Origin of the sequence: Georgenia thermotolerans (assembly GCF_009193185.1) — a bacterium.
Lineage (GTDB): Bacteria > Actinomycetota > Actinomycetes > Actinomycetales > Actinomycetaceae > Georgenia > Georgenia thermotolerans.
Map to the genome: position 1 here is coordinate 17,582 of NZ_VUKF01000019.1, position 21,193 is coordinate 38,774.

Annotated in this window: 20 protein-coding genes; 12 read left to right on the forward strand and 8 right to left on the reverse strand. The window is 74.5% G+C overall.

Translation table 11 applies throughout. From position 1 onward, the window contains the following. Positions 1–104 precede the first annotated feature (104 nt). Together GD970_RS10440 and GD970_RS10445 are read left to right on the forward strand one after the other, a co-directional pair. A complete protein-coding gene (locus GD970_RS10440; RefSeq protein ID WP_226925274.1) occupies positions 105–1,880 on the forward strand; it encodes an ATP-binding protein in 1,776 nt (591 codons plus the stop codon). Continuing rightward, on the forward strand, positions 1,877–2,563 hold the full coding sequence (locus tag GD970_RS10445; RefSeq protein ID WP_152202831.1) for a response regulator: 687 nt from the start codon (positions 1,877–1,879) through the stop codon (positions 2,561–2,563). The genes GD970_RS10440 and GD970_RS10445 overlap by 4 nt, the downstream gene beginning before the upstream one ends. Positions 2,564–2,657: 94 nt before the next feature. Here the strand turns inward: GD970_RS10445 and GD970_RS10450 are convergent, their stop codons facing one another. Continuing rightward, a complete protein-coding gene (locus GD970_RS10450) occupies positions 2,658–3,890 on the reverse strand; it encodes an alkaline phosphatase PhoX (RefSeq protein ID WP_152202832.1) in 1,233 nt (410 codons plus the stop codon). Between the two features lie 166 nt (positions 3,891–4,056). After that, the gene (arr, locus tag GD970_RS10455; protein WP_152202833.1) at positions 4,057–4,482 is read right to left on the reverse strand and encodes an NAD(+)--rifampin ADP-ribosyltransferase; all 426 of its coding nucleotides are present in this window, start codon (positions 4,480–4,482) and stop codon (positions 4,057–4,059) included. Positions 4,483–4,771: 289 nt separating this feature from the next. Between arr and GD970_RS10460 the strand changes: the two genes are divergently transcribed. After that, positions 4,772–5,014, forward strand: a complete 243-nt coding sequence (locus GD970_RS10460) for a hypothetical protein (protein ID WP_152202834.1) — start codon at positions 4,772–4,774, stop codon at positions 5,012–5,014. A gap of 39 nt (positions 5,015–5,053) precedes the next feature. Here the strand turns inward: GD970_RS10460 and GD970_RS10465 are convergent, their stop codons facing one another. From GD970_RS10465 to GD970_RS10485, 5 genes are all read right to left on the reverse strand, one after another. Then, on the reverse strand, positions 5,054–6,559 hold the full coding sequence (locus GD970_RS10465) for a gluconokinase (RefSeq protein ID WP_152202835.1): 1,506 nt from the start codon (positions 6,557–6,559) through the stop codon (positions 5,054–5,056). 79 nt (positions 6,560–6,638) lie between these two features. Beyond that, on the reverse strand, positions 6,639–7,199 hold the full coding sequence (locus GD970_RS10470) for an alpha/beta fold hydrolase (protein WP_152202836.1): 561 nt from the start codon (positions 7,197–7,199) through the stop codon (positions 6,639–6,641). Positions 7,200–7,274: 75 nt separating this feature from the next. Next, positions 7,275–7,679, reverse strand: coding sequence for a hypothetical protein (locus GD970_RS10475; protein WP_152202837.1), 405 nt, complete (start codon positions 7,677–7,679; stop codon positions 7,275–7,277). Positions 7,680–7,787: 108 nt separating this feature from the next. Continuing rightward, positions 7,788–8,714, reverse strand: a complete 927-nt coding sequence (locus GD970_RS10480) for a cation diffusion facilitator family transporter (RefSeq protein WP_152202838.1) — start codon at positions 8,712–8,714, stop codon at positions 7,788–7,790. Between the two features lie 197 nt (positions 8,715–8,911). Then, the gene (locus GD970_RS10485; RefSeq protein ID WP_226925275.1) at positions 8,912–9,325 is read right to left on the reverse strand and encodes a cytidine deaminase family protein; all 414 of its coding nucleotides are present in this window, start codon (positions 9,323–9,325) and stop codon (positions 8,912–8,914) included. Positions 9,326–9,419: 94 nt separating this feature from the next. Between GD970_RS10485 and GD970_RS10490 the strand changes: the two genes are divergently transcribed. The 6 genes from GD970_RS10490 to GD970_RS10515 all read left to right on the forward strand — a co-directional run bounded on the left by GD970_RS10490 (position 9,420) and on the right by GD970_RS10515 (position 18,494). Further along, positions 9,420–9,905 (forward strand): methylated-DNA--[protein]-cysteine S-methyltransferase, encoded by a 486-nt coding sequence (locus tag GD970_RS10490; protein WP_152202839.1) that lies wholly within the window; start codon positions 9,420–9,422, stop codon positions 9,903–9,905. 88 nt (positions 9,906–9,993) lie between these two features. Continuing rightward, positions 9,994–10,728, forward strand: a complete 735-nt coding sequence (locus tag GD970_RS10495; protein ID WP_211489876.1) for a 4'-phosphopantetheinyl transferase family protein — start codon at positions 9,994–9,996, stop codon at positions 10,726–10,728. A gap of 252 nt (positions 10,729–10,980) precedes the next feature. Then, positions 10,981–12,297 carry an aspartate kinase gene (locus tag GD970_RS10500; RefSeq protein WP_152202895.1) on the forward strand — a complete coding sequence of 439 codons (1,317 nt, stop codon included), beginning with the start codon at positions 10,981–10,983 and terminating at the stop codon, positions 12,295–12,297. A 91-nt stretch (positions 12,298–12,388) separates the two neighbouring features. Next, positions 12,389–13,798: a diaminobutyrate--2-oxoglutarate transaminase family protein gene (locus GD970_RS10505; RefSeq protein WP_452179399.1), complete on the forward strand. Its 1,410-nt coding sequence runs from the start codon at positions 12,389–12,391 to the stop codon at positions 13,796–13,798. Continuing rightward, positions 13,795–17,865 carry a Pls/PosA family non-ribosomal peptide synthetase gene (locus GD970_RS10510; RefSeq protein ID WP_226925277.1) on the forward strand — a complete coding sequence of 1,357 codons (4,071 nt, stop codon included), beginning with the start codon at positions 13,795–13,797 and terminating at the stop codon, positions 17,863–17,865. Before GD970_RS10505 ends, GD970_RS10510 begins: the two co-directional genes overlap by 4 nt. Next, on the forward strand, positions 17,865–18,494 hold the full coding sequence (locus tag GD970_RS10515; RefSeq protein ID WP_152202841.1) for a matrixin family metalloprotease: 630 nt from the start codon (positions 17,865–17,867) through the stop codon (positions 18,492–18,494). Before GD970_RS10510 ends, GD970_RS10515 begins: the two co-directional genes overlap by 1 nt. A 56-nt stretch (positions 18,495–18,550) precedes the next feature. On the opposite strand, the gene GD970_RS10520 is transcribed toward GD970_RS10515, so the two are convergent. Continuing rightward, positions 18,551–18,985, reverse strand: coding sequence for a GNAT family N-acetyltransferase (locus GD970_RS10520; RefSeq protein ID WP_170297293.1), 435 nt, complete (start codon positions 18,983–18,985; stop codon positions 18,551–18,553). 251 nt (positions 18,986–19,236) lie between these two features. On the opposite strand from GD970_RS10520, the gene GD970_RS10525 reads away from it, so the two are divergent. The 3 genes from GD970_RS10525 (at position 19,237) to GD970_RS10535 (ending at position 21,164) form a co-directional block, all read left to right on the forward strand. After that, complete coding sequence (locus tag GD970_RS10525) at positions 19,237–19,440, forward strand: cold-shock protein (RefSeq protein WP_152202843.1); 204 nt, start codon at positions 19,237–19,239, stop codon at positions 19,438–19,440. 91 nt (positions 19,441–19,531) lie between these two features. After that, on the forward strand, positions 19,532–20,380 hold the full coding sequence (locus GD970_RS10530) for an ABC transporter ATP-binding protein (protein ID WP_152202898.1): 849 nt from the start codon (positions 19,532–19,534) through the stop codon (positions 20,378–20,380). Then, a complete protein-coding gene (locus GD970_RS10535) occupies positions 20,337–21,164 on the forward strand; it encodes an ABC transporter permease (RefSeq protein ID WP_152202844.1) in 828 nt (275 codons plus the stop codon). The genes GD970_RS10530 and GD970_RS10535 overlap by 44 nt, the downstream gene beginning before the upstream one ends. Positions 21,165–21,193: the final 29 nt, after the last annotated feature.

Consider the following 21,193-nt stretch of genomic DNA (forward strand, 5'->3'; position numbering starts at 1 on the left):
CGGGCAGGGCGGTGGGGTCCGGCCCGGTGACGGCCCCGGGCAGGGCGGTGGGGTCCGGCCCGGTGACGGCCCCGGGATCCGCGCCGACGCGCGACAATGGCGTCGTGCAGGCGCGCGTCGTCGTCGCGGTCGCCGGTGACCCGGACAGCGTGGCCCTCGTCCGCCGGGGGGCGCAGCTGGCCGGCGCCCCCGCGAGCATGCAGGTGGTGCACGTGCTCGCGCAGGATGGCCGGCCGGGGGCGCCGGCAGCCGCGCTCGCCACGCTCCGGCGCGAGGTGGAGCGGCTCGGCGGCAGCTTCCACACCGTGCTCGGGGCCGACGTCGTCACCGCGGTGGCCGACTTCGCCACCGCGGTGGGGGCCGGGGTCGTCGTCGTCGGGCTGCCGACCGGCCGGCTGCGGCAGGCCGTCGCACCGGCCACCGGGCTGGCGCTGGCGCGACGAGCGGCGGGCTTCGACGTCGTGCTCGTCCCGCTCCCGCGCCACGCCAGTCGGCGCCGCGTGGGCCGGGAGCGCCCGATCTCGCCGGCGCGCACGGCCGCCGGCTGGCTCCTGGCCGTGCTCGGCCCCGTCGTGCTCATCGCGGCGCTGCGCCTGGTCCACGCCGGCGCGGGGCTGCCGAGCGAGATGCTCCTCTTCCTCGCCCTCACCGTGGCGGTGGCCATCGTTGGCGGCCTGGTGCCGGCCGTGGTGAGCGCGCTGCTCGGCTTTCTCACACTCAACTACTTCTTCACCCCGCCCACCGGGCAGCTGCTCGTCGCCGACGGCGCGAACCTCCTGGCCCTCGCCGTGTTCGTCGCGGTGGCGGTGGCCGTGGCCCTCGTCGTCGACCTGGCGGCACGGCGCAGCCTCCAAGCCACCCGTGCCGGCGCGGAGGCCGCCGCCCTCGCCGAGCTCGCGCGCGCGGCGCTCGGTGAGGACGCCGCGGCGGCGCTGGTGAGCCGGCTGCGCGAGACCTTCGGCCTCGCCGGCGTCGCGCTGCTCGAGACGCGGGACGGGCGCTGGCTCACCCTGGCGGCGGCCGGCGCCGCCGTCGGCGACCCGGAGGCGGCCGACACCGTGCTCGGTGTCGACGACGACCGGGTCCTCGCCCTGACGGGGCGGGTCCTGGCCCGTGACCGCCGGGTGCTCGAGGCCTTCGCCGCCCAGGCCGGCGGGGTGCTGGAGCACCGCCGGCTGCGCGAGCAGGCCGAGCAGGCCCGGCTGCTCGAGCAGGCCGAGGCGACCCGGACCGCCCTGCTCGCCGCGGTCTCCCACGACCTGCGCACGCCGCTGGCCACGATCCGCGCCGCCCTGGACGGGCTGGTCTCCCACGAGGTCCGCCTCGCCCCCGCGGACACCGACGCGCTGGTGGCCACCGTGGCCGCGGCCACCGCCCGCCTCGAGCGGCTCATCGACAACCTCCTGGACCTCTCCCGGCTGCAGACCGGCAGCGTCCGGCCGGTCCTGCGTCCCACCAGCCTCGACGAGATCGTGCCGCTGGCCACCGAGGGGTTCGACGCGGTGCGCACCGACATGCCCGACACGCTCCCGCTGGTGCGCACCGACCCAGGCCTGCTCGAGCGGGTGATCGCCAACGTCGTCTCCAACGCCGTCAGGCACGGCGGCGGCGCACCGGTGGCCGTCACCGCCGCACCCGCCGACGGGCGGATGGAGCTGCGGGTGGTCGACCACGGCCCCGGGCTGAGCGCAGACCGCAAGGCCCGCATGTTCCAGCCGTTCCAGCGCCTCGGTGACACCTCGAGCGACGGGCTCGGGCTCGGCCTCGCCGTCGCGGAGGGCCTGGCCACCGCAGTCGGCGCCCAGGTCCGCGCCGAGGACACCCCCGGTGGTGGACTGACCATGGTGCTGACGGTCCCGCTGGCCCGGGAGGAGCCATGACCGGCCCGCGCGTGCTCGTCGTGGATGACGAACCCGGCCTCGTCCACGCCCTCGCGATCAACCTGCGCGCGCACGACTGGGAGGTCGCCACCGCCCTGGACGGGCGGCACGCCCTCGACCTCGCGGCGAGCTGGCACCCCGACGTCGTCCTGCTCGACCTGGGCCTGCCCGACGTCAGCGGCATGGAGGTCCTCGCGGGCATCCGCGGCTGGAGCCGGATGCCGATCGTCGTCCTCTCCGCCCGCCAGCACGGCGAGGACAAGGTCGAGGCCCTCGACGCCGGCGCCGACGACTACGTGACCAAGCCGTTCGCGATGAACGAGCTGCTCGCACGGCTGCGGGCGGCGGTGCGCCGGGCGGCGCCGTCGGACGGCTCCGAGGCGGTGGTCCAGGCTGGCGACCTGACCATCGACCTGGCCCGGCGGCGGGTGCTGCGCGCCGGCGCGGAGGTACGCCTGACGCCCACCGAGTGGGCCATCGTGGAGGTCCTCGTGCGCAACCGGGGCAGGCTCGTCGGGCGGCGCCAGCTGCTGCAGGAGGTGTGGGGGCCGGCGTACGGCACCGAGACCGGGTACCTGCGGGTCTACACCGCCCAGCTGCGCCGCAAGCTGGAGCCCGACCCCGCCCACCCCCGGCACATCCTCACCCAGCCGGGGATGGGGTACGTCTTCGAGACGACGTGAGCGGCCCCGGGCGGCGGGTGCGCCGTCCGGGGCGATGACGCCGTCCCGGCCGGGTGACGGAGGCCGCCTCCGCCACCCGGCCGGCTCGCCGCCGTCAGCGCCGGGTGATCGTCCAGGTCCCGTCGGCCAGGGCCTTGTCCGGGTGCTGGACGTTGAAGAACAGCGTCTTGGGGTCCTTGCCGAAGTAGATGCCGCTGATCTCGGCGCCCGAGTCCTTCAGCGAGGCGAAGTGCTCGACCGTGTCGGCGGCGCCGTCGTGGTCGTTGTCCTTGCCTGCGACGAAGATGTCCGAGGGGGAGTTGTCCTCGACGACCCACAGGCGCCCGTCCGGGCCCGCGGCGAGGTTGTCGGGGCTGTTGAAGCCGGTGACACCGGCGCGGGCGTTCTCCACCGGGACGTTGACGCCCGCCTCGACGAAGCTGCTGAGCTCGAGGGCCTTGAGGTCGATGGCGACGACGCGGTCCTCGGAGGTGTTGGCGACGTAGAGGGTCTGCCCGATGAGCTCGACGTCCTCGGGGCGGCCGAACTCGGTGGCACCGACGGCGTCCGCGGCGGCGTCGGCGTCGACGACGACCTGGTCCATGTCGAGGGCGACCCACTCGAAGGCGCCGACCTTCTCCTGGTAGGAGGCCTGGCTCCACTTCTGCTGCGCGTCGCTCAGGCCGGTGAGCTTGAGGGCGTAGAGCTGCCCGTCCGAGAGGTCGCCGCGCACCGTGGGCACGAAGCGGTAGATCGACCCGCCGTTGAGCTCGTCGATGACGTACACGGAGCCGTCGGCCGCCGCACCGATGCCCTCGTGGCGCAGGATCCCCACCTCGGGGCGCTGCTGGACGTCGAGCGGGGCGAAGGGGTTCTTGGCGTCGAAGCGCGCCTCGAAGAGGCGGCCGCCGGCGGTCTCCTCGGCGAAGAGAACGGTGCCCCACGGGGTCCACTCGATCCCGTCGAGGCGGCTGAAGCTCGGGTCCTGCGCGACGACGCGTGCCTCGCCCGTCTTGAGGTCCACCACGGAGACCGCGCCGTTGGCGCCGACCTCGTGCGTGCGGAGGAGGTAGCGGCCGGCGTGCGGGCCGGTCTCGTTGACGGTGTTCATGTCGGTCAGGTCGTCGGTCGAGCCGCCGTAGATGTTGAGCACGGTCTCGTCGGCCACGAGGGACTGCGTGAACCCGGCCGGGGCGAGCAGCGGCTCCTCCCAGCTGTCGCTCTGCTGGCCGTACGCCGAGCCCGGGATCGGGTCGAAGCTCATCGGGCCGTCGGCGGCGGCGGCCTGCGAGGCCAGGGCGACCAGGAGCGCGGCCGTGGCCGTGCCGGTGAGGACGTGCTTGCGCATCACTGTCTCCATCGTTCGTGGGGTGGTGCTTGCGAACGTAGGAGCGCCCGGTGACCGACTGGCGAACGGCGGCCCCACGGGGGGTGGCGCGTCGGGAAACGTCTGCGGCGGAGCGTCATGGGCCGGCTCGACGTGCCGGGAGGAACGCCGGGTGCCGGCGGAGGACTCAGTCGTTGATCGCCTCGACGCCGAGCCGCCGGAGCTCGTCGAGGTGGTCGCGCATGGCCTGGAGGACGTGCGGAGGATGGCCCTCCCAGTCCCGCACCTCGCTCAGAACCCTGATGGGCTCGCGGGTGCGGTAGGACCTCGTCGGGTTGCCCGGGAACTTCTTGTCGGTGAGGTTCGGGTCGTCCTCGATGGGGCCGGTGGGCTCGACCACGTAGATCCTGCCGGGCTCCGCGCCCACGGCCAGCTCGGCGCCCCAGGTGGCCGCGTCCAGGGTGGCGGTGAGGTAGACGAAGTTCGCCGTCCTCCGCTCGCCGAAGTTGGAGCTGTAGCCGGGCTCCAGGAGGTCTCCGGGCCGCAGGTCGGCCTTCGTGCCGTGGTAGAAGGGGCCGGGGTCCTGGCTGCCGGCGGCATCCGCAGAGGTCATCTGCCGAGGGTGCCCGATCGCAGGGATCTCGCGCACCCCTACGCCGTCCCGACACGGGGCGTTGCCGGATCTGGACCAAGATCGCCGTGCCGGGCCCGACTGCTGTGTCGTGGCCACGGCGGCGGATACCGGACCTGGCCGGCCGGGCCTGGGCCGGCACCCGCTTCGACATCGTCCTGGCTCCCGCCACGGGCTTGTCTTCCTGAACCGTCCGTCAGGAGCACTCAGGCGCTTGTCAGCCGCAGGTCTCACCATGTGGCTCATAGCCCGATGCGGAAGAGAGCGTCCTATGTACCGCCGGATCGTCCGTGGCCTGGCCGCCGTCGGCCTGGGCGTGGCGGCGCTGGGCGCCGTGTGCGGCGCGCTCGCCCCCGCGGCCTCGGCCGCGCCGGCCGCGCCGCCGGCCGCCGCCTCCGCTCAGCGCCCGGCGGACAGCCCGAGCCGCGACAGCACCGACCACCCGAAGAAGAACCCGCTCGACACCGGCCACGGCCACGAGCCGAGGTTCAAGGACTGGTGGGACTACCTGTGACCTGCTGCCAGCCGGCTGCCGGGCGGCCGTGACCCGGGCTCACCCCGTCGGCGCCACGACCGCCTCGTACAGCTGCTGGTATCGCGCCCGCCGGGCGGCGTAGTACTCCGCGCGCCCGGCGACCGGCTCGTAGGTCCGGCCCGTCTCGACCGGCGCGCGTGGCACGTCCGGGGCGAGCACCTCGAGCGCGATGAGCGCCGTGCCGTGCAGGGTCGTGCGCTTCATCGTCACGTGCTCCACGGGGGCGTCGAGCGCGTCGGCGAGCACCTGCAGCCACCCCGGGTGGTCGGCCGTCACCCGGCCGCTGGCGGCGATGCGGTGGGCGCGTCCGGCGGCCTGCTGGAGCTGCTCGGCCACCCGGGCGTAGGTCAGCGCCACGCCTTCCAGCGCCCCGCGGTAGAGCAGGGTCGGCGTCGTGGCGGCCGTGACGTCGGCGAACAGTGCCCGGGCGCCGCCCGCCCAGCCGGTGCTGCGCTCGCCGGTGAGGTAGGGCAGGACCACCGGGGCGCCCTCGTCCGGCGCGGCGAGCAGGGCGGCCTCGCGGTCGACGGGGAGGCCGTCGCCGTCCAGCCGGAGGGTGTCCTCGAGCCAGGTGACCACCCGGCCGACGTCGTTGAGCGCCCCGCCGAGCAGGGTCCGCGCGGCGTCGACCCGGTAGCACCACAGCCCCGGCGGGATGGTCTCCGGGTGCTCGTGCAGCACTACCCGCATCGCCCCGCTGGTGGCGGCGGCCGCCGCGATGGCGGACTCGTCGGCGGCCCCGGCGCCGATGTTGCTGGCGAAGCCGTCGGTGATCACCGGGAACCAGGCGGCGCCGGCCAGCGCCGGCCAGCGGCGCCCGGTGCGCCCGTCGTCGCGCAGCGGGCGGTCGGGGTCGCGGATCTCCGAGAGGTTCCCGGCGTCGATGCCGGCGGCGGCGAGCATCTCGGCGTCCCAGGCGCCGGTGCGCCGGTCGAGCATCCCGGTCCACGCCGCCGTCGACGTGCCCACCGCGGTGGCGCCCAGCAGCCGCAGGTGCACGTACTCACCCAGGGACAGCCAGCGCGCCGTCCGGGCGACGGTGTCCGGCGCGGTCTCGCGCAGCCAGCGCAGGCGCGGGGGCAGGTAGCTCGTGTGCAGCCGGGTGCCGGTGCGCTGCTGGACGGCCGCCTCGTCGAGCTCGCCCCGCAGCTGCCGCAGCTGCGGGGCGCAGCGGGAGTCGGCGTAGGTGTAGCAGGGGGTGAGTGCGGCGCCGTCGGCGTCGACGCCCACGAGCGAGGAGGCGAAGGTGTCCAGGGCGACGCCGGCGACCCGGCGCCGGCCCGGCAGGTGGTCCGTGACCTCGGTGAGGATCTCGGCGATCTCGGCGACGACGGCGTCGGGGTCGATCTCGGAGGTGCCGTCCGCGGCGGTGCGGAACTGGTGGGGCACCTTGTGGCGCAGGCCGCGCACCGGCCGGCCCGCGGCGTCGTACAGGCCGCCGCGCGACGCCGTCGACCCGACGTCCAGGGCGAGCACGAACGGCTCGAGCGCGTGGTCCAGCTCGACGGTGACGGTCTTCGGCATGGGGCTCCCTCGCAGGTCGGGGGCCCCATCGTACGGACGCCGCCCGGCGTTGCGCGGGGCGAGGGCGGCGCCGGGAGGCTCAGTGCCCGTCGAGGCCGGCGACGAAGTCCGACATCGCGGCGACGACGTTGGCCAGCGCGGCGACCGAGCGGCGCGGGTCGCCGGGGAACTCCAGGCTGTGGTTCGCGCCCTCGATCTCCAGGACCTGGTGGCCGGTGCCGCGGGCGGCGTCGCCGTCCCACAGCGGGTCCGCGGTGCCGCCGATGAGCAGGCTGGGGGCCTCCTGACGGCCCAGGCCCGCCAGGACGTCGGGGTTGCGCATGAGCGGCGTCAGCCAGATACCCGGGACACGCATGTCGGCGGCCAGGGGCGCGATGAGGCTGCCCATCGACTTGCCGATGACCAGCCGCTGGGTCGCCCCGGCGTCGGAGTGCAGCTCGCGCCAGGCGATGTCGCGCACCATCGTGCCCAGTGCGTCGGTGCCGTCCGGCGGCAGCTCGGGCCACCACACGTCGCGGCCGGACCAGCCGTCGTCGCGGACGATCATGCGCGCGTAGTGGAGCAATGGTCGGTCGGGCGTGTAACCGCTGCCGGGGAAGATGATGGCCACCTTGCCGGCGTCCCCGTCGAAGATCCTCACTGCCTGAGGCTATCGTCCGCGACGCGCCCAGGCGTGCGCCGCGCACGAGGGGCTGGCCACATCTCGCGGCGGCGATCAGCCCGGGCCGGGCCTTCCGCCGTCGCGCAGCGGCCGGAAGAGCAGCGCCGACCACGTCTCGTCCAGGTCGACGTGCAGGGCCGGGCGCAGCCCGAAGGTGGTCAGCATGGGCCACAGGGTGTCGCGGTTGATGTCCGCCTCGTTGCCCGAGGGGTAGGCGACCCACACCGCGGCCGGGGCGGTGAGCTCCGCGCCGTGCTCGTCGAGCAGCGCCCGGGCGGCGGCGCCGCTGTCGGCGAAGAGCAGCGCCGTCCTGGCGTCCTCGATGCCGCGCACGGTGCGCACGCCCTCCGGCAGCGGGCCGAGCACCGCGAGGTGCTCGGCGTCGGAGCACCACAGGGTGCTCCCCGGGGCGATGGCCAGCCGCTCCGCCGTCGTCCGGGTCTGCTCCTTCTCCGGCATGGCCGCTTCCCTTCCCCTCGGTGCTGCCCAGCATGGTCGACGGCGCACCACGCGTCAGCGGCTTCGGCACCACGACTCCCCGGGGCCTTCCCGCCCCGGGGCGCGGGCTCAGGGGTGGACCGGTCCCTCCTGCGGCCGGTGCGTGACCGGCTCGAGCTGGAAGGTGGAGTGGGCGACGCTGACCGGGAAGTGGTCCGCCACGCACTGCTGCAGCGCGGCGAGCAGGCCGGGGGCGCGCCCGTCGTGGAAGCAGGAGTCGTCGACCACCACGTGCGCAGAGAGCACCGGCAGGCCGGAGGCGATCTGGGAGGCGTGCAGGTCGTGCACCTCGCGGACGTGCGGCAGCTCCAGGAGGTGGGCGCGGACGTCGTCGAGGTCGAGCCCACGCGGGGTGGACTCGAGCAGCACGCTGCCGGTCTCGCGCAGCAGCATGATCGTGCGCGGCACGATGAGCGCGCTGATGACCATGCCGGCGACGGCGTCGGCCCGGGCCCACCCGGTCGTGGCGATGACGATGGCGGAGACGATGACGGCGGCCGAGCCCAGCGCGTCGTTGACGACCTCGAGGAAGGCCGCGCGCAGGTTGAGCGTGGACGAGCGGCCCCCGGCGAGCACCGCGATGGCGACGAGGTTGGCGGCGAGGCCGATGATGCCGAAGACGAGCAGCCCGTCGGCGGGGATCTCCGGCGGCGCCATGAGCCGCCGGACGCCCTCGACGAGGGCGTAGACGCCGACGGCGAGCAGCACGGCCGCCTGCGCGGCGGCGGCGAGCACCTCAGCCCGGCGGAACCCCCAGGTGCGGCGGGGCGTGGGCGGACGGAGCGTGAGGGACGCGGCGACCAGCGCGAGCAGGAGGCCCGCGGCGTCGGTGAGCATGTGCGCGGCGTCGACGAGCAGCGCCAGGCTGCCGGTCCACACCGCGCCGACGATCTCCGCCACCAGGACCGTCGCGGTGATGCCGAAGGCCACGGCGAGGCGGCGCTGGCCCGTGTCCTCGGGCCCGTATCCGTGTGCGTGGCCCGCGTGCCCGTCCAACCCGGCTCCTTCCGACGTCCTGGCGCCATCATCCCCCGCCGGGGCGATCCCCTGGGAGAGCACCCGCCGGGGCCCCGGCGGCGGGCCGGGGGGCCGGGTGCTGCAGGATGGGCGTGAGGCGTCAAGTGGTGCGCGAGACGTCACTTGGTGCGCGAGGCGTCACGTGGTGCGCGAGACGTCAAGTGGTGCGCGGGCCGTCAGGCCGGCGGCTCCTGGTCGGCGCGGACGAACGCGTGCGGCAGCAGGTCCGCCACCGGCACCGTGCGCGGCCCGTCGGCGGTGGGCACGACGACCCGGATGCCCGGGTGGAGGTCGAGCAGCACCTGCCGGTCCCGGCCGCACGGGGCGAGCGGCCCGCGCCCGCGGTCGCCCACCGCGACGATGGTGGTGAGCCGGCGCGCCCCGGCCGCCCGCGCCGCCCCGAGGGCGACCAGCTCGGCGCACGGCCCGCCGGTGAAGTGGTAGACGTTCACGCCGCTGAAGACGCGGCCGTCGGCGTCGCGCACCGCCGCCGCCACGGTGTGCACCTCGCCGTCGGAGTGGGCGTCGACGACGCGGCGGGCGTGCGCGACGAGCTCCTCGTCGGCGGGGGTCAGGGGCGCGGGATCCACGGGCGGCACCCTACGGGTTCGCCGGTCCCGGCAGGCGCGGCCTCACGAACGTGTCGGTGCCGGCGTCTACCGTCGTGACCACGAAGGAGGCGCCATGACGTACGCACTGGTGGACTCGCCCGTCGGCACCCTGACCGTCGTGGCCGACGGCGAGGCGGTGACCGGCCTGTACATGGAGCACGGCAAGCACGTCCCGGACGCCGCGGTCTTCGGGCCCCGCGACGACGGCGCCCTCGCCGGCGTCGCCGGACAGCTGGGCGAGTACTTCGCCGGCCGGCGGCGCGCGTTCGACGTCCCGCTGCGGCTGGCCGGCAGCCCGTTCCAGCAACGGGTCTGGGAGGCGCTCACCCGCATCCCGTACGGCACCACCTGCTCCTACGGGGAGCTGACGGCGGAGCTGGGCCTCACCGCGCAGGCCGTGCGGGCGGTGGCCGGCGCGAACGGCCGCAACCCGGTCTCCATCATCGTGCCGTGCCACCGCGTCGTCGGCGCCGACGGCAGCCTCACCGGCTACGCCGGGGGCGTCGAGCGCAAGCGGTACCTGCTCGACCTCGAGCGCGCGGACGCCACCCTCTTCTGATCCGTCGCCGGCCGATCGGCGTGCCCGGCGGGCGGGGGCTTCCGGGCGGAGAATGCCGGGAGGAGCCCGCGGCCCAGCGAGGTGGTCGGTGAGCGAGATCGACGACGGCGCGCGGCTGCTCGGTGGCCTGGTGCCCGACGTGGTCGTGGTCGAGACCTTCACGAGCGACCCGGCCGCCGCCGTCCTTCCCGAGGAGGCGGCCCTGGTCGCCGCGGCCCCGCCGGAGCGGCGACGCGCGTTCGCCGCGGCGCGGTCGTGCGCGCGCCGCGCGCTGGTGCAGCTGGGCGTGGCGCCGGGACCGATCCTCCTGGACCCGGACGCTCCGGCCTGGGCGTACCGCGCCCCGCGGTGGCCCGCGGGCGTGGTGGGGAGCATGACCCACTGCGACGGCTACCACGCGGCGGCCGTCGCCCGATCGGCGACGGTCGCCGCCGTCGGCATCGATGCCGAGCCGAACGCGCCGCTCCCCGCCGTCGTCCGCGACCTCGTCACGCTCGACGAGGAACGCGCCGCGCTGGCCCGGCTGTCCGGCGCGCGGCCGGACGTGGCCTGGGACCGGCTCGTGTTCAGCGCGAAGGAGAGCGTGTACAAGGCCTGGTTCCCGCTCACCCGGCGCTGGCTGGACTTCGGCGACTGCCTCGTCCGGCCGGGGCTGGACGGCACCTTCACCGCGGAGCTGCGGGTGCGTCCACCGGTGTTCGCCGGCGTCGCCGGGCGCCGCCTGACCGGCCGCTGGCGGACCACCACCCGTGGCGGGCGGGCGTACGTGGCGACGGCGCTCACCGTGCCCGCGTTCGGCGCGGGCGGGGGTGCCGTCCGGTAGGTCCGCTTGCTGACGAATTGTTCAGATTCCTCAGGTTTCACTCAGCCAGGCGTTTCAGAGTTCATCGATCGATCGCCACGAGGCCGAACAACCGAGGAGCCGCCGGACTCTCACCACCGGACGTGCGCTGCCCTCCAGCGGCGGGGGGCCGGTGTCCGCACCACGAGCCCAAACCACCCGGCAACCACACCCGTACTCCGTGAGAGCAAAGGAGGGGCCGTGTACGGTCGCTCACCAGGATTTGCGCCAGACATCGGGACGGAGACCTGGATTCCCGACGCGGCGGTGCGGCGGCGCCCGCGGGAATCCCTCGTCGTCCAGAAGTTCGGCGGGTCCTCGGTCGCCGACCCCGTCAGCATCCGGCGCGTGGCGCAGAGGATCCTCGAGGCGCGCGCCGCGGGGCGCCGGGTCGTGGTCGTGGTCTCCGCCATGGGCGACACCACCGACGAGCTGCTGGACCTGGCGAACGGGGTGACGTCGTTCCCGTCCGCACGCGAGCTCGACGTGCTGCTCTCCGCCGGTGAGCGCATCTCCACCGCCCTGCTCGCCCTGGCCCTGACCGACCTCGGGGTGACCGCGCGGGCCTTCACCGGTCCGGAGGCGGGCCTCGTGACCGACGGCACCCACGGCCGGGCGCATCTCGTGGACGTCAACCCGCGCCGTGTCAGGAGCTTCCTGCGCCAGGACGGGATCGCCGTCGTCGCCGGGTTCCAGGGACAGAGCCTGACGACGAAGGAGGTCACCACGCTCGGGCGCGGCGGGTCCGACATCACCGCGGTCGCGCTCGCTGCGGCGCTGGGTGCCGCCGAGTGCGAGATCTACACGGACGTCGCGGGCGTCTATACCGCGGACCCGCGGGTCGTGCCCGCCGCCCGGAAGATCCCGTCCCTGACGAGCGGGGAGATGCTCGAGCTGGCGGCCGCCGGGGCCAAGGTGCTGCACCCGCGGTGCGTGGAGTACGCCCGCCGGTTCGGCGTCGTCCTGCACGTCCGCTCGTCCTTCACCCAGCAGCCGGGCACCCTCGTCCTGCCCGATCCCGCGAACGGTCCCGGGGAGCCCCCGCCGCTGGAGCGACCCATCGTCACCGGCGTGACGGCCGACGCGAACCAGGCCAAGGTCACCCTCGCCGGCGTGCCGGACGCGGCCGGTGCCGCGGCCCGGATCTTCCGGCTGGTGGCCCGGGCCGGGGCCCGCGTGGAGATGATCGTGCAGAACGCCGCCACCGTCGGGTCGGGGCGCACCGACATCTCCTTCACCGTGCCCGCCGAGGACGTGCCCGCCGTCGTGGAGCGGCTGCGCGCGGCGCGCGGGCAGGTCGGGTTCCTCGAGGTGGACCATGACGAGGACGTCGCCCTGCTGTCGGTGCGCGGCTTCGGCATGCGGCAGGGCCACCAGGTCTTCCCCCGCGTGCTCGCGGCGCTGGGCCGGGCCGGCGTGAACGTGGAGATGATCTCGGCGTCCGAGTTCCGCATCTCCGTGGTGGTCCGGGCGGACGCCCTGGCCCGCGCCGAGGACGCGGTCAGCGAGGCCTTCTCCGCGGCGTGGGCGGAGGTGCCCGCGCTCGTGTGACCCAGCACCTTTCCGCCCGGGCGGCGCGTGTCCCCCCGGCGGGTGCCCGAGCATCCCGCCCCCTCGACGACGGAGGTCGATCCGCGTGGCAATCCAGCCCCTGACTCTTCCCATCCCCACGTCGGCCCCGGCCCTGACCGAGGAGGGCTTCACCGGCCCGACGGTCTCCGGGGACCTTCCCGGTCCGCGCTCCCGCGCCCTGCTCGAGCGCCAGGCGCAGCGCGAGTCCAACGCGCGCACGTACCCGCGCCACCTGCCGATCGCCGTGGCCGACGCCCGCGGCTCGCTGGTCCGCGACGTCGACGGCAACGTCTTCATCGACTTCCTCGCCGGTGCCGGGGTGCTCTCCCTCGGGCACAACCACCCCGAGCTCGTGCGCGTGGCCGCCCGCCAGCTGGAGACCTTCACCCACGGCCTGGACCTGCCCACCCCGGCCAAGGACGACTTCGTCACCGCCCAGCTCTCCATGCTGCCCGCCGCCCTGCGGGACCGGATGAAGATCCACTTCTGCGGCCCCACCGGCGCGAACGCCGTCGAGGCGGCGATCAAGCTGTGCAAGACCGCGACCGGCCGCGGCGACGTTGTCAGCTTCGCCGGCGGCTTCCACGGCAGCACCACGGCCGCGATGGCGGTGACCGGGCTCGTCGAGCAGAAGGCGCCGGTGACGAACGGCATGCCCGGCGTGCACTTCTTCCCCTACTCCTCCTGCACCCACTGCCCGCTGGGGCTCAGCCCGGAGTCCTCCGGCACGGCGTGCGCGACCTACCTGGAGAACGCGCTCACCGACCCCCTCGGGGGCATCCCCCGGCCCGCCGCGGTGATCATGGAGATGATCCAGGGGGAGGGCGGGGTCATCCCCGCCACCCGCGAGTTCGCCCGGCGCGTGCGGGCCCTGACCCGCGAGCTGGGCATCCCGCTCATCGTCGACGAGGTCCAGACCGGGTGCGGGCGCACCGGGACGTGGTTCGCCTTCGAGCAGTACGACATCGAGCCCGACGTCATCGTCGCGTCCAAGGCCCTCAGCGGCATCGGCACCCCGGTGGCCGTGATCCTGTACGACAAGGCGCTGGACCGCTGGGCGCCGGGGGCGCACATCGGCACCTTCCGCGGGAACCAGGTGGCCTTCGCCACCGGCGCCGCCGCCGTGGACATCGTGCGCCGGGACCGGGTGCTCGAGAACGTGCGCGCCCGCGGGGAGCAGGTCGCGGCCCTGCTTAAGCCGCTGGAATCCCTCGAGTGGGTGTGCGAGGTCCGCGGCCGCGGCCTGATGTGGGGCATCGAGCTGGTCGACCCGGCGACGGGGCGTCCCGACGGCGCACGCGCCGAGGCGGTCCAGGCCAGGGCGCTGCGCGGCGGCGTCATCGTCGAGACCGGCGGGCGGGACGGGTGCGTGGTGCGGCTCCTGCCGCCGCTGAACGTCACCGCCGACATCGTCGCCGCGGCCTGCCGGGTGCTCGTCGACGCCGTGACCGCCGCCGGTCCGACGGGGGAGACCGCATGACCGTCCAGTCCACGCAGGCCGACCTGCTCGGCCCGGTGCTCGTCCCGCGGGCGGACCGCACGGTGCGCTGGCGCCCGGGGGAGCGGATGGAGTCGCTGTTCGAGGAGACGTGCGACCGGCTGCGCCGCCCCGACGGGTCCACCCCGCTGGCGGTGGACGCCCCGGCGGAGTCGCTCACCTACGACGAGCTCGACCGGCGCGCCAACGGCCTCGCCCGGTACCTGCTCGCCGGAGGCACGCGGGCAGGGGACCGGGTGGCGCTCCTCCTCGACCACGCCGTCAGCTCCTACACCGCCATGCTGGCGGTGCTGAAGCTGCGGGCGGCCTACGTCCCGCTCGACGCCGGGTTCCCCGACGACCGGATCGAGTACATCCTCGACGACGCCGCCGCGACGACCGTGCTCACCCTCTCGCACCTGGCCGGGCGCGTGGCGCGGACCGGGGCCCGGGTCGTGTGCCTGGACGAGGCGGGCGACGCGCTCGCGGGCACCGAGGACTCCCGCCTCCAGCCCGCTCCGGGAGCCGGCGCGGACGAGGACCTCGCCTACATCATCTACACCTCGGGGTCCACGGGGCGGCCCAAGGGCGTCGCCGTCGAGCACGCGAGCATCTGCAACTTCCTGCGGGTGGCCGGCGAGGTCTACGGCTACGAGCCGACCGACCGGGTCTACCAGGGCATGACGATCGCGTTCGACTTCTCGGTCGAGGAGATCTGGGTGCCGTGGATGGTCGGCGCCACGCTCGTGCCCCGGCCCGGTGGCGCGAGCCTGCTCGGCCTCGAGCTCGCCACCTACCTGCGGGCGCGGCAGATCACGGCCCTGTGCTGCGTGCCGACGCTGCTGGCCACCCTCGAGGAGGACCTGCCCGGCCTGCGGTTCCTGCTGGTCTCGGGCGAGGCGTGCCCGCGGGACCTCGTCGCGCGCTGGCACCGGCCCGGCCGGCGGTTCCTCAACGTCTACGGGCCGACCGAGGCGACCGTGACGGCGACGTGGGACGAGGTCCACCCCGACAAGCCGGTCACGCTCGGCGTCCCGCTGCCCACCTACTCCGCGGTCATCCTCCACCCCGAGGAGGCCCGGGCCCTGCCGCCCGGGGAGATGGGGGAGATCGGCATCGCCGGGGTGGGGCTGGCCCGCGGGTACGTGGGTCGCGACGACCTCACCCGGCGGGCCTTCGTCCCCGACTTCCTCGGGATGCCCGACAACCCGACGGGGCGGATCTACCGCACCGGCGACCTGGGGCGCCTGGACGAGTGCGGACGCATCGAGTACCACGGCCGCATCGACACCCAGGTGAAGGTCCGGGGCTACCGCATCGAGCTGTCCGAGATCGAGTCCGTGCTGCTCCAGGCGCCCGGGGTCGCCCAGGCGGTGGTCTCCACCCACGAGCCGCGGCCGGGCGTGGTGGAGCTGGCCGCGTACTACACGGCGCGCCGGGACGTCCCGGCCGTGGAGGACGAGCTGGTGCGGCGACTGCGCGAGCGGCTGCCCGGCTACATGGTGCCGGCCTACCTCGAGCGGCTCGAGACGATCCCGATGCTGCCCAGCGGCAAGGCGGACCGCAAGAGCCTGCCGCCACCGACCCGGCGCGGCGCCCCGGAGGGCGACGCCGTGCCGCCGGCGACCCCGACCGAGGAGGCCCTCGCGCGCGAGCTTGCCGACGTCCTCGGCCTCGAGCGGGTCTCGGTCGAGGCGCACTTCTTCGAGGAGCTGGGGCTGAACTCCCTGGTGCTGGCCCACTTCGCGGCCCGGGTCCGCCAGCACACCGCACTCCCGCCGCTGGCCATCCAGGACCTCTACCAGCACCCCTCCGTGCGGCGGCTGGCCGGGACCTGCGACGCGGCCGCCCAGGACGCCGCCGGCGCCGCGGAGGACCCGCCCGCCCCGGAGCGGCCGGTGGCGCAGGTGAGCACGGGGGCGTTCGTGCTGTGCGGGGCGTTGCAGGTGGTCGCCGCGCTCGCGTACGCGTACTTCCTCGCCGTCGTCCTGTACACCGGGGTGCTCTGGGCCGCCGGGGCCTCCGGCCTCGTGGCCACCTGGCTGCGGTCGACGGCGTTCGGGCTGGCGACCTTCCTCGTGACCGCCCTCGTCCCCGTGGCACTGAAGTGGCTGCTGGTCGGGCGCTGGACCGAGCGGGAGTTCCCGGTCTGGAGCCTGCCCTACGTCCGCCTCTGGTTCCTCCGGGTGACGCTCACGATCAACCCCATGCGGTTCTTCGTCGCCACGCCGCTCTATCCGCTGTACCTGCGCGCGCTCGGCGCCCACATCGGCCGGCAGGTGACGATCCTGTCCGCCACGCCCGTGGGCTGTCCCGACCTGCTGACCATCGGCGACCGCACCGTCATCCGCAAGGACACCGACTTCCGGTGCTACCGGGCCGAGGCGGGGCGCATCCAGACCGGCCCCGTCACCGTGGGCGCCGACGTCCTCGTGGGCGAGCAGTCCGTCCTCGACATCGGCACCGCGATGGGCGACCACTCCCAGCTCGGGCACAGCTCCTCGCTGCACCGCGGCCAGGTGGTGCCGGCCGGGGAGCACTGGCACGGCTCACCGGCCCGGCGCACCGACACCGACTACGACGTCGTGCCGCCGGCCCCCTGCTCGACCCGCCGGCGGGCTCTCTACGGCGCGGCCGTGCTGGCCAACAGGTTCCTGCTGCTCGCACCACTGGCCTTCCTCGTGCTGGGGCTGGTGCTGCCCGACTACTACGCCTACCTCGCCGTCGGCCACCTGCGCCCCGACAGCGCGGGGCTCTGGGCCGTGCTGCTGCTCGCCTCCGTCGTGCTGTTCGTCGGCGGCCTCGCGGTGCTCCTGGTCGTGGCGGTGGTCGTGCCCCGGCTCCTGAACACGGTGCTGGTCCCCGGCAGGACCTACCCGCTGTACGGCTTCCCCTACGCCCTCCACCGGGCGGTGTGGCGGCTGTCGAACAACCGGCTCCTCATGCGGATCGCCGGCGACAGCTCGCTGGTCGTCCACTACCTCCGGCTGCTGGGCTACCGGCAGCCCGGGCTCGTGCAGACCGGCTCGAACTTCGGGGTCGCGCTCCAGCACGAGAACCCCCACCTGACCGTCGTCGGGTCGGGGACCATGGTCTCGGACGCGCTGTCCGTCCTGAACACCGACTACTCGAGCACCTCCTTCCGGGGCAGCCCCACCGTCATCGGCGCCCGCAACTTCCTGGGCAACAACATCACCTTCCCCACCGGCGCCCGGACCGGGGACAACTGCCTGCTGGCGACGAAGGTCATGGTCCCGGTCGACGGGCCGGTCCGGGAGGGCGTCGGCCTCCTCGGCTCGCCCCCCTTCGAGATCCCCCGCACGGTGGAGCGGGACCGGTCCTTCGACGACCGGCGCACCGCGGAGGGGCTGGCGGCGGCCCTGCCCGGGAAGAACGCCCACAACGCGGTGACGCTCGCCCTGTACCTGCTCGCCCAGTGGCTGCGGGTGTTCGTCGGGCTCGTCGTGGTGGTGGCCGGGATCAACACGGCCGACGACGTCGGCCCGCTGGCGCTGGTGGGCTCCGGCGTCGGCCTCGCGCTGTTCACCGTCGGGTCCTCCATCCTGCTCGAGAACGCCTCGCGCCGGTTCCGGCCGCTCGAGCCGCTGTTCTGCTCCATCTACGACCCGCGGTTCTGGCGCCACGAGCGTCACTGGAAGTTCTTCGGCGAGAGCGCGGCCATCTTCAACGGCACACCGTTCAAGCCCCTGGTGTGGCGGCTCCTCGGCGTCCACGTCGGCAGGCGGGTCTTCGACGACGGCGCGGGCATCGTCGAGAAGACGCTGGTCACCATCGGCGACCGGGCGACGCTGAACGCGGGCAGCGACATCCAATGCCACTCCATGGAGGACGGCGCCTTCAAGCTCGACGCCATCACCATCGGGGCGGACACCACGCTCGGCGTGCGCGCCTTCGTCCACTACGGCGTGACCGTCGGGCGCGGGGCGATGCTGGCCCCCGACTCCTTCCTCATGAAGGGCACCGAGGTGCCCGCAGGTGCCCGTTACGGCGGCAACCCGGCGCGCCCGCTCGTCCGCACGGCCGTCCGGGTGGACGACCGGCGACCCTGATGCTCCGCCGCGGGCTGCTGGCCGCCGTGGTGCTCCTCGGCGCCGCGGCCCTGTGCCGCTGCACGCCGTCGCCGTCGGAGCGCCCCTGGACGGACACGGCCCCGACCGCCTGCGCCGCGCCCAGGGACGCGTCCCTGACGGACGTGGACCCCCAGGACTCGCCCGAGACGCCATGGCGACGCCACGGTGACGCCAAGGTCCGGGTGGTCTTCGAGACCCACGCGCTCTCCGACCGCTACCGGCAGATGGTGGTCCGGGCCACGGAGATCTGGTCCGCGTCGCCGTGCGTCGAGGCCGTCGCCGCCGACCGGTGCGCCGCGGGCGACAACTGCGTCCGCGTGGTCGAGCAGAAGGCCGACGGGCGCGACACGGACGGCGAGTTCAGCGGGAAGGACGGGAAGAGGTACCGGCACGGCGGCACGATCACCCTCTACACCGCCCTGCTGGACCGGAACACCGATCGCGGCGCCCTCGCGACGGTCGTCCACGAGATGGGCCACGCCCTGGGGCTGGTGCACCGCCTCGACCCCGCGTCGGTGATGAACTCGCACACGGACCACCTCACCAACCCCATCCCGGACGCCACCGACTTCGCCAACCTCGCCGTCATCTACGGGCAAGAGTCGTGAGCGCCCTCCGGGCTGCGGCCGGGCCCAGGGCTGCGGCCCCGCCCGCAGAACTCGGGTCAGAGCGCCTTGGCGTAGCAGAGGCTGAGCGGGTTGCCCGCGTGCGAGCCGTAGGCCTCGACCGGGTGGAAGCCGAGCTTCTCGTACAGCGCGACCGCCTCCGGCTGCCGCACGCCCGTCTCCAGCACCAGCGTGCGGACCTCCGCGGCGCGAGCCCGCTCCTCCAGGGCGGCGAGCAGGTGCGTCGCGACGCCCCGGCCGCGGTGGGCGGGATCGACGAACATGCGCTTGATCTCCCCGACGCCCGGCTCCAGGGGCACCAGCGCGACGCAACCGGCCGGCTCGCCGTCGAGGTCGGCGAGGAGGAACCGGGCGCGCGGGTCGAGCACGTGGTCGGTCGGGTCCTCGGGGTACCGGGCGTTGAGCTCGTCCACCGCGGCCACCAGCAGGCGTGCCAGTCCCGGGTCCTGCGGCGGGGGTGAGACGATGTGCACGGCCTCCATCGTAGGAGCGACCCGGCGCGGCCCCCCGTCCGCCGGCCGGGACCGGCCGCGGAACGTGGGGAAAACCATTAGCGCCCGCGGGCCCGATGCCGTAGGCTCCAAGCCACAGTTACAGTGCACTCAGAGTTTGTACGGCCCCCGCATCCAGCTGGGTTGCTCTTCCTTCAGGGAGCAGACGACGAACACCGTGACAAGCAGGGCCGAATCCCCGGCACTGTTTGAGCTTCTTTGAAGGAGACACCATGGCTACCGGAACCGTGAAGTGGTTCAACGCTGAGAAGGGGTTCGGCTTCATCGCCCCCGACGACAACTCCGCCGACGTGTTCGTGCACTACTCGGCCATCAACTCGAGCGGCTACCGCTCGCTCGACGAGAACCAGAAGGTCGAGTTCGACATCACGCAGGGCCCCAAGGGCCCGCAGGCCGAGAACGTCCGCCCGCTCTGATCCAGGGCGTGGACTGACCTCCACCTGATCGAAGGCCCCGGCACCGTGCGTGCCGGGGCCTTCGTGCGCCCCCGGCCGGCTCCGCCACCCCCTGGTTCGACCCGGTCGGCGGACGTACCGTGAAGGCGTGACCGAGGGCGTCACCGCGGTCGAGTGCGTCGACCTCACCTACCGCTTCGGCGAGCACCGGGCCGTCGACGGCGTCTCCCTCGCCGTCCGCCCCGGGGAGGTCTTCGGCCTGCTCGGGCCCAACGGCGCCGGCAAGACGACCGCGATCCGGCTCATCGTCACCCTCCTGCCCGTCCAGCAGGGTGCCGTCCGGGTGTTCGGCGTCGACGTCCGCCGCGACCCGCTGCGGGCCCGCCGCATGCTCGGCTACGTCCCCCAGCAGCTCTCCGCCGACCCGGCCCTCACCGGCCTGGAGAACGTCACCCTCTTCGCGCGGCTCTACGACGTCCCGCGCCGGGAGCGGCGCCGCCGGGTGACGGAGGTGCTCGACAAGGTCGGGCTGGGCCCGCAGGCGCGCCGTCTGGTCGCCACCTACTCCGGCGGCATGGTGCGCCGCCTCGAGCTCGCCCAGGCGCTGGTCAACCGTCCGCGCCTGCTCGTGCTCGACGAACCGACCATCGGGTTGGACCCGGTGGCCCGCGACGAGGTCTGGGACCACATCGGCGGGCTCGTCGCCACCGAGGGCACCACGGTGCTGGTGACCACCCACTACATGGAGGAGGCCGAGCAGCACTGCGACCGTGTCGCCCTCATGCACCTGGGCCGGCTGCGGGCCGCCGGGACGCCCGGCCAGCTGCGGGCCGCCGAGGGGGAGGGGGCCACGCTCGAGGACGTGTTCCGGCACTGGGCCGGGACGCACCTGGCCACCGACACCGGGGAGGACTTCCGTGCGATCCGCAGCACGCGCCGCGCCGCCAGCGGTCGCGGCTGAGGCGACGCCCGGCCCGCCGGGATGGCAGGTGCTGCCCTCCCGGGTCGTGACCTTCTGCCTCGTGGAGCTGGAGAAGCTCCGCCACGACCGCACCGAGCTGTTCACCCGGGCGGTCCAGCCGGCGCTGTGGCTGCTCGTGTTCGGCCAGACCTTCACCCACCTGCACGCCATCCCGACCGGGAACGTGCCCTACCTCGACTTCCTCGCGCCGGGCATCATCGCCCAGTCCGCGCTCTTCGTCGCCATCTTCTACGGCATCCAGATCATCTGGGACCGCGACGCCGGCGTGCTCGCCAAGCTGCTCGTCACCCCCACGCCCCGAGCCGCCCTGGTGACGGGCAAGGCCTTCGCCGCCGGCGTTCGCGCCCTCGCCCAGGCGGTCGTGGTGCTCGTGCTGGCGGCCCTCCTCGGGGTGGCCCTGTCCCACAACCCCCTCGACCTGCTCGGCATGGTCGTCGTGGTCATGCTCGGCTCGGCCTTCTTCGCCTGCCTGTCCATCACCATCGCCGGTGTCGTGCTGCGCCGGGACCGCCTCATGGGCATCGGCCAGGCCATCACCATGCCGCTGTTCTTCGCCTCCAACGCGCTGTACCCGCTGGCGATCATGCCCGTCTGGCTGCAGGCGATCAGCCGGGTCAACCCGCTCTCCTACGAGGTCGACGCCCTGCGGGGGCTGCTCATCGGCACCCCGGCGCACCTCCCGCTCGATCTCGGGGTGCTCGTGGTCGCCGCGGTGGCAGCCATCGCGGCCGCCGCCGCGCTGCTCGGTCGGCTCGCCCGGTAGGCCGGCGCCCCGGTCGGCACGCCCCGGGG